At 41.2% G+C, this 14,324-nt stretch carries 13 protein-coding genes and 4 tRNA genes; 8 read left to right on the top strand and 9 right to left on the bottom strand.

All coding sequences use genetic code 11. The annotated features are described in order from the left end of the window. Positions 1 to 2: 2 nt before the first annotated feature. The 9 genes from ACKGJO_RS10020 to ACKGJO_RS09980 form a co-directional block, all read right to left on the bottom strand. Positions 3 to 1,157: an FAD-dependent oxidoreductase gene (locus tag ACKGJO_RS10020; protein WP_411323302.1), complete on the bottom strand. Its 1,155-nt coding sequence runs from the start codon at positions 1,155 to 1,157 to the stop codon at positions 3 to 5. Beyond that, entirely contained in the window at positions 1,147 to 1,833 is a 687-nt protein-coding gene (locus ACKGJO_RS10015) for a class I SAM-dependent methyltransferase (protein ID WP_411323301.1), read from the bottom strand. The genes ACKGJO_RS10020 and ACKGJO_RS10015 overlap by 11 nt, the downstream gene beginning before the upstream one ends. A gap of 3 nt (positions 1,834 to 1,836) precedes the next feature. Beyond that, complete coding sequence (locus tag ACKGJO_RS10010) at positions 1,837 to 2,940, bottom strand: type III polyketide synthase (protein WP_411323300.1); 1,104 nt, start codon at positions 2,938 to 2,940, stop codon at positions 1,837 to 1,839. 71 nt (positions 2,941 to 3,011) lie between these two features. Next, positions 3,012 to 4,373, bottom strand: coding sequence for an MATE family efflux transporter (locus ACKGJO_RS10005; protein WP_411323299.1), 1,362 nt, complete (start codon positions 4,371 to 4,373; stop codon positions 3,012 to 3,014). A 50-nt stretch (positions 4,374 to 4,423) separates the two neighbouring features. Beyond that, entirely contained in the window at positions 4,424 to 8,314 is a 3,891-nt protein-coding gene (locus ACKGJO_RS10000; protein WP_411323298.1) for a sensor histidine kinase, read from the bottom strand. A 19-nt stretch (positions 8,315 to 8,333) separates the two neighbouring features. Then, complete coding sequence (locus ACKGJO_RS09995) at positions 8,334 to 9,317, bottom strand: 2-hydroxyacid dehydrogenase (protein WP_411323297.1); 984 nt, start codon at positions 9,315 to 9,317, stop codon at positions 8,334 to 8,336. 6 nt (positions 9,318 to 9,323) lie between these two features. Continuing rightward, a complete protein-coding gene (gene rsfS / locus ACKGJO_RS09990) occupies positions 9,324 to 9,740 on the bottom strand; it encodes a ribosome silencing factor (protein WP_411323296.1) in 417 nt (138 codons plus the stop codon). A 6-nt stretch (positions 9,741 to 9,746) separates the two neighbouring features. Continuing rightward, positions 9,747 to 10,211 carry a LytR C-terminal domain-containing protein gene (locus ACKGJO_RS09985; protein ID WP_411323295.1) on the bottom strand — a complete coding sequence of 155 codons (465 nt, stop codon included), beginning with the start codon at positions 10,209 to 10,211 and terminating at the stop codon, positions 9,747 to 9,749. Positions 10,212 to 10,225: 14 nt separating this feature from the next. Then, positions 10,226 to 10,753, bottom strand: a complete 528-nt coding sequence (locus ACKGJO_RS09980; protein WP_411323294.1) for a hypothetical protein — start codon at positions 10,751 to 10,753, stop codon at positions 10,226 to 10,228. Between the two features lie 171 nt (positions 10,754 to 10,924). Here ACKGJO_RS09980 and queA point away from each other — a divergent pair, with 171 nt between their 5' ends. The 8 genes from queA (at position 10,925) to ACKGJO_RS09940 (ending at position 14,212) form a co-directional block, all read left to right on the top strand. Then, complete coding sequence (gene queA / locus ACKGJO_RS09975) at positions 10,925 to 11,980, top strand: tRNA preQ1(34) S-adenosylmethionine ribosyltransferase-isomerase QueA (protein WP_411323293.1); 1,056 nt, start codon at positions 10,925 to 10,927, stop codon at positions 11,978 to 11,980. Next, positions 11,981 to 12,673, top strand: coding sequence for a 2-C-methyl-D-erythritol 4-phosphate cytidylyltransferase (ispD, locus tag ACKGJO_RS09970; protein WP_411323292.1), 693 nt, complete (start codon positions 11,981 to 11,983; stop codon positions 12,671 to 12,673). After that, the gene (gene ispF / locus ACKGJO_RS09965) at positions 12,670 to 13,152 is read left to right on the top strand and encodes a 2-C-methyl-D-erythritol 2,4-cyclodiphosphate synthase (protein WP_411323291.1); all 483 of its coding nucleotides are present in this window, start codon (positions 12,670 to 12,672) and stop codon (positions 13,150 to 13,152) included. The genes ispD and ispF overlap by 4 nt, the downstream gene beginning before the upstream one ends. A 6-nt stretch (positions 13,153 to 13,158) precedes the next feature. Next, positions 13,159 to 13,806 carry a DedA family protein gene (locus ACKGJO_RS09960; RefSeq protein ID WP_411323290.1) on the top strand — a complete coding sequence of 216 codons (648 nt, stop codon included), beginning with the start codon at positions 13,159 to 13,161 and terminating at the stop codon, positions 13,804 to 13,806. 66 nt (positions 13,807 to 13,872) lie between these two features. Further along, positions 13,873 to 13,945: transfer RNA gene (locus ACKGJO_RS09955), tRNA-Thr, on the top strand. A gap of 25 nt (positions 13,946 to 13,970) precedes the next feature. Further along, positions 13,971 to 14,053 (top strand) — tRNA-Tyr (locus tag ACKGJO_RS09950). Between the two features lie 7 nt (positions 14,054 to 14,060). Further along, positions 14,061 to 14,133: transfer RNA gene (locus tag ACKGJO_RS09945), tRNA-Gly, on the top strand. Between the two features lie 7 nt (positions 14,134 to 14,140). Further along, positions 14,141 to 14,212: transfer RNA gene (locus ACKGJO_RS09940), tRNA-Thr, on the top strand. Positions 14,213 to 14,324 lie beyond the last annotated feature (112 nt).

Here is a 14,324-nt window from a genome sequence, read left to right as displayed (position 1 = left end):
CTTCAGATCCACCATTTATCAAGTCCGCGCATGGTAAAAAGTTGAGCGACTTTTTTACTAAGCGGCTCCTTTAGCAGTGTTCTAATAATGAGATCTCTGCATAACGGGATCCTTGTTTTTCGACCAAGCATCATGTTTAATTCTGCTCGTTTTGCAACCTTCCGTGTTATCTTTCTCTGCTTGTCTGAATACTTCTTTAAACCTAGACCTATATTCCTGCCGGAAAGCGCTTCTGAAATCTTCCAGGTATCCAGCCAACCGAGGTTCATGCCTTGGCCTCCAACCGGGCTGACTATATGAGCTGCATCACCAGCAAGAATGACGCGATTCTTTACAAAAGTTTCTGCGATGAAGTGCTGTACACCAAAACTACTGATCATAACACTGGTTATGCCTTTTAAGTCGTGATCAATACGCTTTTTTACCAAGCTCACGATGATCTGAGTGTCGGGTTTTTCGATATATTCATTTGTCTTAACCACCCAGCGTCTCATTCCATTTGGGAGAGGAAAGGACTCGATCAAACCTTCGGGGAGCAAATAAACTGCAGCATCGGTACCGAAATCTGTGTTGTCCTCAAAATCACCCATTACATAAGTATCATCGTAGCGCTTTCCTGAATAATGAATAGAGGATCGCTGGCGAACAAGGCTGTTTTTCCCATCGCACCCGACCAGGTAATCTGTAGTGATGGTTTTGTTATTTCCTTGCAGATCATTGTATTTAATTTTGATATGATCTTCATGCTGTTTGAGATCTATGAATTCAGCCTGCGTAATAAGGGCTTTTTGATCCAGTTTGTTCAATTCATTTCTTAATATTTTTTCCGTCGTAAACTGAGGGCAGGCTAAAATATAATTATGCGGTTTAGGACAATCATCAAAAACGATCTCACCTAATACCTGATCTGAGCTTAGGGCAAAACCTTTTCTGATCTTTAACCCTTCTTCAAGGAATGTCTCAGTGATATTCACCTTATCAAAAAGTTCTAGAGATACAGGGTGTATTCCTAATGATCTCGAATCAGGAACAGGATCTTTTCTTTTTTCAAGTACCAGGCATTTAATACCTTTTTTTATCAAGGAAATGGCAAGAAACAAACCAATAGGTCCGCCACCGATAATGACGACCGGTATGTCAGGCTGATCATTTTTCATGAGTAAGAAAAAGTCTGAATGGGAAAGCTCTTTTTACTTTCCAGGTCTGAGGTATAAGTTCTTTGAGTTCTTGTTTTTTAAAACTTCGTCGAATTGAAGTTAGACCATCTTTTGTGATAAAAGAATTCCGAAAAAAAAGTCTTGAAAACACACTGAATAAAAAATAGCCAATAGTACTTCTCTCAATATCATTGAAAATGGCTTTTCTTCTGCAAAGTTGTTCAGTTTCTTGCAGAAGCTTCAGGATCTCTTTATCAGGTAAATGATGAAGGACATGATTTGATATCACTATATCGTATGTAAGACCGTCTGCAAGAAGATCAGTTGAAGTGCATTGTAGCCATTCTGTCTCAGAATTAGGGTAATTTTCCTGGCAATAGGTGAAAGCTCTCTCATCGGGATCTACTGCAGTTATTTTGATGCTATGGCCATCTTTGCGGGCCCACCGTTCAATACTCCTTGTAATATCTCCACCGCCAAAACCAATATCGAGTAAGCTTGACTCATCTTGGGATTCCAAAATTGGTCTGATCTCGTTTATATAAAGCATCCTCCATTTTGAGACCAGCCTGTTAACATAATGAAACTGCCGGTAGGTATGGTGGAGTTTGAGAATGTTACAATTCTCCTTATCCATTTCTTCGACTAACCCCGGTTCTCTATTAGCTAGAAACATAGTTTAATGATCAGGATGGTAAACTGTAAAGAAACCGCTTTCAATAGTCAGGCCGGGACCAAAAGCCATGGAGATTATCTTATTACTGTTATTAAGTTCACTGTCCAGTATATCCTTTAAAACAAATAGTACGGTGGCACTGCTCATATTTCCATAATCAGCTAAGATCTTGCGAGATGATTCTATCTGTTTTTCACTCAATTGAAGGTTTTCCTGAATTTTGTCTAAGATCGATCGCCCCCCGGGGTGAATGGCCCAAATGTCTACCTCATCCTTATTAACGGGATATTGTTTGTAAATAGGACTGAGTGCTGCACTTAAATTACTTTTTATGATTTCCGGAACATATTTGGATAAGACCATATCAAAGCCTGTGTCTCCAACGGTCCATGCCATATCCTGTTCACCTTCGGTAGCGAGCGCAGAGGCAAACCCCTGCATTTCGAATGCTCTTTTCTTGGGTTCAGTGGAAGAAATGAGCATACCCGCTGCACCATCTGCAAAAACGCTGCCTGAGATTAGGCTGTCTGTATCATTTTTCATCTGAAAGTGAAGCGTGCAAAGTTCAGCACTGACCAACAATACATTAGCATTTGGATCAGACTCACAAAAAGATTTGGCCATTTTCATAGCTGGGAATGCGCCAAAACAACCCATAAACCCAACATGAAAACGCTGAGTAGAAGGCTTCAACTTCAGCATTTTGACGATCTCGTAATCAGGCCCGGGTGCATAGAAACCGGTACAGGAAACTGTGATGACATGCGTGATATCATTAGAAGAGATATGCTGGTTATCCGCAAGTAGTTTTCGGGCCACATCCACAAAAAGTTTTTTGGACTCTCTGGCATACACCTCATTTCGGGCTGCGGTGCCGGGTTCATTCTTTACAGATCCATTAAAAAAAAGTTCTCCGTGGTCTCCAGGCACAAAATCTTTAACAACTGAATGCCTTTTTTTTATTCCCGATTGAGAGTAGACCCGGTGAATAATAGCCTGGGTCTTTCGATTGGAGCCTACATGCTTTTTCATTACTTCCCGTATGTGCTGTTGGTCACTAGAGAATGATGGCACCGAGGTTGCTATGTCATGAACGAAAATGGCCATTGATCAGAATAAAATTATATTAGTTTACTCAAAAAACCTTTACAAAGCCAAGTTCATTCAATAGGGCGGCTCTAAAATGATCCCAGATCTCTGAGGTTTCCTTTAGTTAATTTGTTGAAACGGTAATTGTGAAGAACGGCGGCAACAGTCAAACCACTTATTAAGCCGATCCAGAGTCCTTCCGGGCCAATATTTCTAATGATCCCGAGATAATATCCGACCGGGAAACCGATCAGCCAGTATGATATGAAATTCACCACCATAGGAATTCTGGTGTCTTTGAGTCCCCTTAGTGCTCCAAATCCACCTACCTGCAAACCATCTGAGATCTGAAAGACAGCTGCCATGAAAAGCAGGGAAACGGCCACCGTTGCCACTTCAGGATCTTTGGTGTAAATACTGATGATCAGGTCAGGGGCAAGAAAGAGTAAGATAGCGGTCAGTGTCATAACGCCAGCGCATATGCCAATACCAACAAAGCCCCTGAATCGGGCTTTTTCTACAGACCCTTGCCCAAGGGAGAAACCAACGCGCTGAGATATTGCCATTGACAGGCCTAAAGGAATCATGAACATGGCTGAAGCTACATTGATCGCGATCTGGTGGGCTGCGGCGGCTTTTATACTCAATGAACCCATAAGCAAGCTGACTGCAGCAAATAGCAGTATTTCCATAGAAGAACTTACTCCGTTGGGGATCCCGATCCTTATCAATTCACGGATATATTTCCATTCCGGTCCCTTGGTACGTGCAAATATATTGAACCGCTTAAAAGGTTTAAACGATGCCGTAAAGGCAACAAAGACCACAGCTTCAAATAAACAGACAATCGAAGTTGCATAACCTGTACCAACAGCTCCAAGTTCTGGAAAACCAAGTTTGCCGTACATTAGTACATAATTGGCTCCAATATTAACGAGAAGGGCCCCAATAGCTATATACATAGCGGGTTTAGTAACTGAAAGACCTTCACTGAAATACCTGATTCCTGAGTAAACCAATAATGGTAAGGTTCCCCACGAAATAGCTTTCAAATAACTGCCGGCAATAGGAATGATCTCAGGTGTGACGTTGAGCCAATGCATAATTATTTCAATATTCCTGAGTAGAAAAAATGCAGGGATCGAAAGTAACAGGATCAACCATAACAACTGTCTCGCACTTTTGCCGATCTCTTCAAATTTTCTGGCACCTAAAAATTGCGAAACCACCGGGTTAATAGCGATGAGCGTAGCCATACAAAAAATGGCAATAGGCATAAAAATCGCATTTCCGATGGCTACAGCCGCAAGATCAAGTGCAGAGAGATTCCCTGCCATAACGGTATCTGTGAAGTTAAGGCCCATGCTGATCAGCTGAGTAGCGATAATAGGACTGCCGATCTGAAGGAGTTTTTGCCCTTCTTTCTTTATATCTTTTTTGGAGTGTCTCATAACGGAAGGCTGCAAATGTACGCACTAATGAGATCAAAAAAGTATAGTAATTACCGTTTATTGGATTTTAAAATTGGTAATATGATGGAAAAGGTACTTCCTTCACTTATGGTACTTTGGAAGGTTATCTGTCCGCCGTGTTCGGTTATTATCTTTTTAGCTATGGCGAGACCCAGTCCGGTTCCACTGGATTTGGTGGAAAAATTTGGAACAAAGATCTTATCGCGGCTTTCCTCGCTAATTCCTTCGCCGGAATCCGTAACCGAAATAGTGACCAGGCCCTGTTTTTGGTCATAAAAGGTGCTAAGCTGAATTCTTCCTCCCTTAGGCATCGCTTCACGAGCATTTTTTACCAGATTGATCAACACTCTTCGGAGTTCCTCTTTAACTCCATCAACCCATAATTCTTGCTCGGTAAGTAGTATTTGCAGGTGCATATCTCTCTCGGTTCCGTAAAGATCACCTATTTGTGAAACAAGTTCGTTTATTTCGACGGGATTAAATTCCTGTTCTACTGGTTTCGCGAATTTTGAAAAATCAGAGGCGATCTTGTTAAGAGATTCAATTTGTTCGATGATATTTTTTGTAAGCGATCGGATCTTTGGTTTAAGTTCAGAAAGGTCCCCTTCTGACTGACTGATCTGTCGCTCCAGATGCTGAAGATTGAGTTTCATTGGTGTTAGAGGATTCTTGATCTCATGTGCCACCTGTTGTGCCATTTCTTTCCATGCGGCTTCGCGTTCTGCTTCTGCAAGATCTGATTGCAGATCCTTGAGACGGTACACCATTATATTATAGGCGTTTATCAGGGATCCGATCTCGTCTTGGCTTTTAACCGGCAGTGTTGTTTCAAGATCCCCGCCTGAGATCTTTTTAAGCCCTTTTCTAAGAGCTTCTAATGGAGATGTTAATTGAGTAGAGATCAATGATGCTCCAAGGATAAAGAAACTGAAAATAAGAACGAATAGCCCGATCAAATAACTTGTGGTTGTCAACAGTTGTTCGTTGAATACAGGGGCTTCCAGAAATGTTGGGATAGAGACCACGCCGGCTATTTCACCGTTTTCATCAAGCCATGGTTGATAGCCAATCAGTAATTCCTGATTACCAAGTGTTAGTCGACGTGTGACCTGACTGTTTCCTCTGTTATAAATAGAATAATAGACATCCCAAGGCAATAGATTGGGTAGTAAATGTTGATTGTAGATCTGACCGGTCGTTGAAATATCAACAACGTGATTTCTGTATAGAGAAGCATCCGCATCAAGGGTAGAAGCGAGAGAATATAACGGAATATCTGAATTGTTATCATCCAGATCGCTATTGGTAATGGCCTCTGTAAGGTTGTCGATCTTTTGCAGAAGCTCATTCTGGACTGAATTTTGATTCTGATTCTTAACTGTATAGTAGGTTGTAATGATAAGGGCCAGTAAGCATGCCAGGGAGGCCAATATAAACCGATCGATCAGGCGATCCCTGAATCGTTTATTCGGTGAAATGAATATCATATCACTTTTCCAGTAAGCAATGCCGAGGATTAATGCGCCCCCCACTAAAACCACAAAATAGAACCTAAGGATCGAAAAGAAGTGGTTATTGAAACCAGCTTTTTTAGTGGCAGCCCTTATGATCTGTTCATCTGTGGTAGCTATGAAATATTCCTGTATGGTTTGTCCTGCCAATACCTGATCTCTGTAAATTATTTTTTCCTGTCGTACTTTTTCACTGAGTTCTTGAGGAAGGCTTAAATAACCGGGTAAATCGAGGGGAGGTCCAACAATATTCTTACGTGCGCTAACGCCATTAAGATATTCTGTGACACTGATTGATGAACTCCATTGTTCATTGTTCTGCATGGCCATGACAGCTCTCAATGGTTTCTCAAACTGAGGGCGCTCACGATAGACTGAGCACAGGATCCATCCAATGCGTGTCTCTGTGCTGTCAATATCATAAATAGGTATCCAGGCTCTTCGGAAGGAAGAATATAAAGAGGCCACTTCATTAAGTGGAGTTTCCCTGATAATGGGCCTTAGGTTCTCAAATCGAATTTGTTCAGCTTCAAAAGGAATTACGAGAGAAAACATATTAAAAGCACGGGTCCAGGCCGGTGAATTCAGGTCCGAAGAATAATCACTGATGATCTCACCGGTGCTATTTATGAGTTGAGCAGAAATAGAAAATGTTTCCCAATCATCTTGAATCAGTCTTTCAGTTGTCTGTCGGAATATGTTATCGACCAATGGTCTGTTTGATTTTAGGTCTTCGGCATCAAGTATGGTCAGTTGTTGTTGGAGATCTATCAAAAGTGAGCGCGCAATTCGTTCTGCTTCGGTGGCTTCTTCAGTAGTAAATTGTTCCGCAGCCGTTTCCATTTCGCCCTGTAGTCTTTCAGAGTAACCCCGGTAAATGGCAATGTAGCTGACTCCGACTGCTATAAAACTGATAAGTAAAAACAACCTTAATTGAGAGGTTTTTAATAATAGAAGGGGATCTTTAGAAGATTGGAAAAGAAATGTGAGAACTGTTCCAAATACAAAACAGGAAATGACGATGAGTGCATTGATATGTAAGCTGAAAAAGTTGGAATAGAATAGGATATATGCTCCGGAAACGTACCCTATTGCCAATGATAGCAAGACTGAGACCATTTTTTTATCATCTAACCTGACCACAAACCAACCAATCAACCCGATCATAATGATGGAGGAGATAGATAGAATTCCGGTAGATATATAAAAAACAAGGGTAGGGAGTTCGGGCAGCACCTCAAGATCAAGTACAGGAATAGCAGTATTCAGGATGGTCTGATAAGCTTCGTTGTAGATAAAAAACAAAAGAAGAGAACTCAAAAGGCCTGAAAAAATGCCCGTGGCTATTTGAATGAATGAGGAAGAGAGCTGAATTTCAATTGAGCCGATAGCAAGTGCTTTAAAAGTAACTACTGTTAGTAAAAGCACAAAAATTGAGTGCAGACAATATGTGAATAGGAGGTGCAGGTTTCCATTTGATACCTCAGTTTGCAAACCAAGTAATTCCAGCCAGTCGGTATTAACTACTATGTTTACAAAAAATACCCATGCAATGAGTACGGCAAGCAACTTCAAGAAGAATGAGCTCCAAAAGCGCAAATTTTCAGAAATGGCGATCAGCAATAGGGTCGTAAAAAGCATGATGACCGCCCAGAATCCTACCCGATAAAGAAAGTGAAGCTGTTTTTGGGATGAGATAAATGTTTGGCCGTCTGAGGGTAGGGTATAAGCTAAGCCAACAGAATCTGTGCCAGATAGATGTAGTGGTTCGCTAAAGGTGATATTTGCAGGAGGGGATTCAAAAAAACTAAATCGCACCGGATAGTCGTTTTCCGGTTGAAAGAGTTTTGATGGGTCAAGCTCAGTACTGTTTCCAATAGATAATAAGTTCGACTGCTGAATCTTACTTCGGCTAACCTGGTAATAGCGGACAATTGAATCCTGCTCCGCGATCGGTAACCTGTTTATGTACTCCAGGTAGGTTACATTGTTATCTCTACCAATACGCATATGGGGGAAATTCTGCAGGTTACCTATCAAAGCAGGGAACTTTTCTATACCAAACTCAGTCCATGCAATTAGTGAGGTATCCCGGAATACAGATAAACCCCAAAATTGCCGGTCTTTTTCCAGTTCAGTAAAAAATAACGGAAATTCAGAAGTACCTAGTGAATTGACCAGTTTCTGCGTCAGTTGTTGATTTTCGGATCTAAAAGTGCGCTGGTATGAGTTGAAGTTGTTTACAGCTTCACTGACAGAGTGCTTGGTTAAACTGGCTTCAAGTTCGGTAAAATTATCTGGACGGACCCGGAGTTCGAATATGCCATATGCGATAGATGTAAAGATCAGAAGAAAAGCGAGGATCTTTATTTTTCGCCCCGGAATATATGTGAGTCGTGATATGCCCATAAAATAATATGAGCGTAAATTAAGGTGTAATCAAGTTTGGGATCTCATTATCATCTTTGCCATTTAAAACAGAAATGATGGCCTCTGCAGCTAGCATTCCAATGTCTTCACGCGTGCGATGTGTAGCGCTGGCAATATGAGGAAGTAACATAGTGTTGGGAGCTGACAATAGTCTTGGGTGAACTCCCGGTTCTTTTTCAAAGACATCGAGAGCAGCACCGGCGATGACATTGTCATGCAGAGCCTCTGCTAAGGCGGCTTCATCGATCACTGCCCCGCGTGAAATATTGATGAGCAAGGCATGTTCTGGCATATGCTTGAGAAAGTCAGTATCAACCAGATGAAAAGTGCTTTCTGTAAGTGGACAGTTTAGACTTAATACATCACTTTGTTCTGCCAGCTTTATGGGGTCTTTAATATATTTGGCATCCAATCTACTTTCTGTGTTGAGATCCAACCGGCTGCGATTGTGATAGAGAATATTCATCCCAAACGCCTTTGCACGATTAGCGAAAGCCTGGCCGATCCTTCCCATTCCGATAATCCCAAGGTTTCTGTCACGAAGTTCCATTCCCAAAAAGCCGAGAGGTTCCCACCCATCAAAATTTCCATTTCTGAGATATTTTTCAGCCTCTTTAAGCTTTCTGGAAAGCGCAAGTAATAGGCCCATGGCATAGTCACCGCATGCCTCAGTAAGTACATCAGGAGTGTTGGCAACTTTTATTCCGAGTGAATGAGCTGCCGTAATATCAATATTATCATATCCCACGGCAAAATTTGCAACGACCTTCAGGTTCGTGCCTTTTTTAAGCACGCTTTCAGAAACCGGTACTGACAACATGCACAACAACGCGTCAAATTTTTCTATCTCTTCTAACAGGTTTTCCTCAGACTGAAATAAACCTTTTTCACCAACTGTAACATCTCCAAACTCCCGTAAGTGTTTGATAACTGTTTCAGGAATGGGTTCGGTGATCAATATTTTTGGTTTCTTCTTATTCAAATATAATTATTGATCTTCGTTCTTAATATGTGTGACCTTCGCATCGTTCCACATACGTTCAATGCCGTAAAAATCTCTTTTCTCTTTACTCATTATGTGCACCACAATATTGACAAAATCCAATATAACCCATGAGCGCCCCTGAAGGCCTTCTTTCTTCCAGGCTTTTTCACCTATCTTTTCAAGCATATCTTCTTCAACGGCATCAGCCAAAGCTTTGATTTGAACATCTGATGTACCGTGGCATACTACAAAATAATCGGTCAGAGTGGTCAGTTCAGAAACGTCCAGCAGGGTAATGTCTTTACCCTTCCGGCTTAGTAAAGCTTCTGTAATTACCTCCACCATTTCCTGTGAATCAGGAACCTCGTCAGAGTAGGCGTTTTCAAATTGTTGTTTACTTTGTTGCTTGATATCTGTCATATGGAATTAGTCTGTATTTAATTTTTCGTAATCGTGGCCTATAACAACACTTACATCCAAATAGAAATCCGGAGATGACTCTCTTATTACATTTTCTTCTGAAATGCCCAATGCATTTGCTACCCGATAGGCATTATCCATTACCCCACTTCGTGAGATCACAATGGTTTCTTGCAGATCAAAGCTCTCAAAATTTCCAGTTTCAACTACATCGAAACCATTTGAGCGTAATAATCCGGTGTAGGCGTTAGCAATGCCGGGGACTCCACATCCATTCAAAACTTCAATTTGAATGATATTACTGATGAGTTTAGCCTGTGTTTCAGACCTCTCGTTAAATATTCTAGGGTAAATGATCCGGGTAAACAGTGAAATAGCCAACACCAGCAACAGGACACTCAAGAATCCTATTGCAGCATTAAGATAAAGTTCGTTGGTACCGGATGATTGCTTGTCGTCTGTTTCTGCCATTAATTAGAACAGTACTAGTACCAAGGGTTATAACGGTCATAGCCATGCATGCCAAAACCTCTGTTAAACATTCCATATCCGCTATTATAGTAGCCATACCCTTGTGGTAATTGTTGGTACTGTAATCTTATGTGTGCGTTATCGCTGATCTTATAATTCAGCTCAGCATTTCGGATAAGGATCTCTCCATTTAAATTATTATTGGTATTCACAAAGTCAGATCCGCCAAACGGAGAGTGAAGAAATGAAACATCCACACGCCCTGTCAGGTTATCTGAGAACATAATATTAACTGTATTGGTGTAAGAATTCACATTTTGATAGCTACCCCCAACTGAGCCAAAATTCATTGAGTACGAGTGACTCATGGATACTTTGTTTTGGAAAAAATCATTCAGCCATGTCTGAACAGTGGGTGCATTAGAGTTAATGATAGGTCCCGAATATTCATAAGACATTGAAAGATCCTGACGCAATTGGGCTGACAACTGGGTGCTTAATAGTACTCCTATAATAAAAGTCGCAAAAAATAATTTCTTCATAGTGCTCACAATTTTATTGATCAACGTTAGAGCAAATCTTTTCTTGTTTAAGTATAACGAATTGGGTTCTAATAATAAACATCCCGATAAAACCGGATAGATTGAAATCCCACTAAAAAAAGCATATCTTATCCAACTTTGCAACAGTACCGAAAACAGATAAAAATCTAGATGAAGCTCACCGATTTTAAATTTGAGACTGACGACTTTAATATTCCTGAAGAACCCCTTGAGAAAAGAGATTCAGCAAGGCTGATGGTTCTGAATAGAGAGGAAAAAACAATTGAACACACAACATTTTCGGAAATCCATAAATACATCAATGAAGGTGATGTAATGGTGTATAATAACACCAAGGTCTTTCCGGCCAGGTTGGAGGGAAAGAAAGAAAAGACCGAAGCGGATATCGAAGTGTTTCTTCTTAGGGAGCTGATGCCTGAGAATATGCTTTGGGATGTATTGGTTGAGCCGGCGCGTAAAATACGTATCGGTAATAAACTGTACTTTGGCGATGAAGACGAGGAACTGATGGCAGAGGTGGTGGATAATACCACATCGCGCGGAAGAACTATTCGTTTTTTATACGAAGGTCCAAATCAAGACTTATATGACAGGCTTGATGAGCTTGGCAAAATGCCACTGCCTCCTTATATAGAAAGAGAGCCGGTTGAGGCGGACAAAGAAAGATATCAAACTATATTTGCTACAGAGCGTGGTGCTGTCGCAGCTCCTGCTGCAGCAATGCATTTTACTCCTGAATTGGTAGAGAAGATCAAAAATAAAGGGGTAGAATTTCTGCCGACTACGCTTCATATCGGATGGGGAATCTTCAGAAATGTTGAGGTTGAAGATCTGACCAAGCACCGAATGGATTCTGATAATTACTTTATTTCTAAAGAAACGTCAGACAAGATCAATGAAACACTCAAAAAGAAAAAAAATCGTGTAATTGCGATCGGTTCTAGTCCAACACGAACTATTGAGACGAGTGTAATGGCGAGCGGAATGTCTAAGCCGGGAACCGGGTGGACAGATAAATTCATTTATCCTCCTTACAACTTTAAGATTACAGAAGGTTTGATCATTAATTTTCACCAGCCTGAATCTACCCGATTGATGCTTGCAGCTGCTTTTGCTGGTTACGACTTTCTGATGGAAGCTTATGAAGAGGCTAAAAAAGAAAATTACCGGATGTTTGCGTTCGGTGACGCAATGTTGATCCTGTAAATGACTACGCTGTCGCTAATAATACCGGCAGCAGGGTCGGGTGTGCGTATGGGGAGGGATATTCCCAAACCATTTATAGAGATAAAGGGAAGGGCAATCTTGCAACGCACGATTGACAAATTCATAAACATTCAAGGGTTAAGACAGATAATTGTAGTTGCCTCCGCTCAATATATACCCTTGGTAAATAAACTGGTATCAGGCTACTCACGATCCGCTTTGCAAGTTTCAGTGGTTGAAGGAGGCAGTGAAAGGCAGTATTCGATATACAATGCGCTAAAGCACGTAGATGAGAAGGCTGAACTAATTGCAGTTCATGACGCTGTTAGGCCTTTTGTTAAACCTGAAAAAATCATGAAGTGCATTAAGTCTGCGAATGAAACCGGCGCTGCTATTCTTGGGATACCCGTCAGTGATACCATAAAAAAAGTCAATACAGAGTTTTTTGTTGAGTCAACGCTGGATCGCTCTGTTCTTTGGCAGATCCAAACTCCTCAGGTCTTTAAGACTGAAGTCTTGATCAAGGCTTATGAAAAAGCGATCAAAGCAGGATTTGCCGGGACAGATGACAGTTCTCTGGTCGAGAATACCGGAATAAAAGTAAGAGTGATTGAGGGGGGAGTTAATAATTTTAAGATCACGTATCCCATCGATCTAAAAATAGCTGAACAGCTAATAGAGGAAACATCATGAATAAGATTCGGATCGGGTATGGTTATGATGTTCATCGTTTTGAAGCAGGTAGGAAGTTGATACTGGGAGGGATCGAAATTCCCTTTGAGAAAGGTCTTGATGGCCATTCAGATGCAGATGTTCTACTCCATGCAATCACGGATGCTTTATTAGGAGCTTTGGCCTTGGGGGATATCGGATCTCATTTTCCTGATAACGACCCAGAATTCAAAAATGCAGACAGCAGTGAATTACTGAGGTATTGTTATGAAATGGTTTCAGGGAAAGGATACTCCGTTGGGAACCTGGATGCAACGGTGATCACGGAAAGGCCAAAACTCAATCCATACATAAAAAGTATGAGGCATAGGATTTCTGAAATATTGGATTCGGCACCTGAAGATATTTCAGTGAAAGCGACTACTTCAGAAAAGATGGGTTTTGTTGGTCGAGAAGAAGGAATGATTGCGCAATGTGTAATCTTGTTAATTAGAGATTAATAAAGAATGGCAGACCAGATCATACAAAGTGTAGTGGAGTGGATCAGTATGGTTCCGCCTTCAGGCATTTATTTGATCCTGTTTGGGATTGCCTATATCGAAAATTTGATACCACCCATGCCGGGTGACGTGATCGTAGCATTTGGCGGTTATCTGGCGGCGGAAAGTGTAATTTCAATTGTTCCTCTTTGGAGCTTTACTGTGATTGCATCTGTTTTTGGTTTTATGACTATGTATTGGCTTGGGTATAAGTGGGGAGTTCAAATAGAGGAGAACAGAGAAGATCATTTGCTGCTCAGGTTTATCGATTATAAGTATTTTAAAAGAGGGAAGAAGTGGATGGGTAGGTGGGGACAGGGAGTCATTCTTGCGAATAGATTTTTAGCCGGTACCAGATCTGTGATATCTCTTACAGCGGGAATGTCTCGCCTGCATTTGGTAAGAACGATAGTTAATTCCTTATTGAGCTCCATGCTTTGGAACGCTCTGCTAATAGGAATGGGGTGGTTTATCAGGGATAATTGGAAAATAATTGGTGATTATTTATCCAACTATGGCAAGATAATTTTACTATTAATTGTTGTTGTAGTTTCTGTTAAAGTTTATTTTGAGTTCTACTATAAAAAGAAGAGAAGCGACTACGACAAGAGTTAAAAGTTTTTGACAAACTGTATTGACAATCAATTCAATCATGCTTAATTTTTAAGTCTTTCGCGAAAAGCCAGTGTAGCTCAGTTGGTAGAGCAACGGTTTTGTAAACCGTCGGTCATCGGTTCGAATCCGGTCACTGGCTCACAGCGATTTTGACATATTGACCTGGGGGGATACCAAAGCGGCCAACTGGGGCAGACTGTAAATCTGTTGTCGTAAGACTTCGCAGGTTCGAATCCTGCTCCCCCCACGTGTAAGCGAGCGTAGCTCAATTGGTAGAGCGTCACCCTTCCAAGGTGAATGTTGCCGGTTCGATTCCGGTCGCTCGCTCAACCACGCCGATATAGCTCAGGGGTAGAGCACTTCCATGGTAAGGAAGGGGTCGTCGGTTCAATTCCGACTATCGGCTCAGGGCATAAATTTTAGGACATTTTAAAACAATACTTAACAAACTAGCTTAATCATGGCAAAAGAGACCTTTCAACGGAATAAGCCCCACGTAAACGTAGGCACGATAGGCC

The sequence above is a fragment of the Gracilimonas qinghaiensis genome, from assembly GCF_046602855.1.
Lineage (GTDB): Bacteria > Bacteroidota > Rhodothermia > Balneolales > Balneolaceae > Gracilimonas.
Note: the sequence above shows the minus strand (reverse complement) of the source record. Positions and strands in the feature narration are given on the sequence as shown.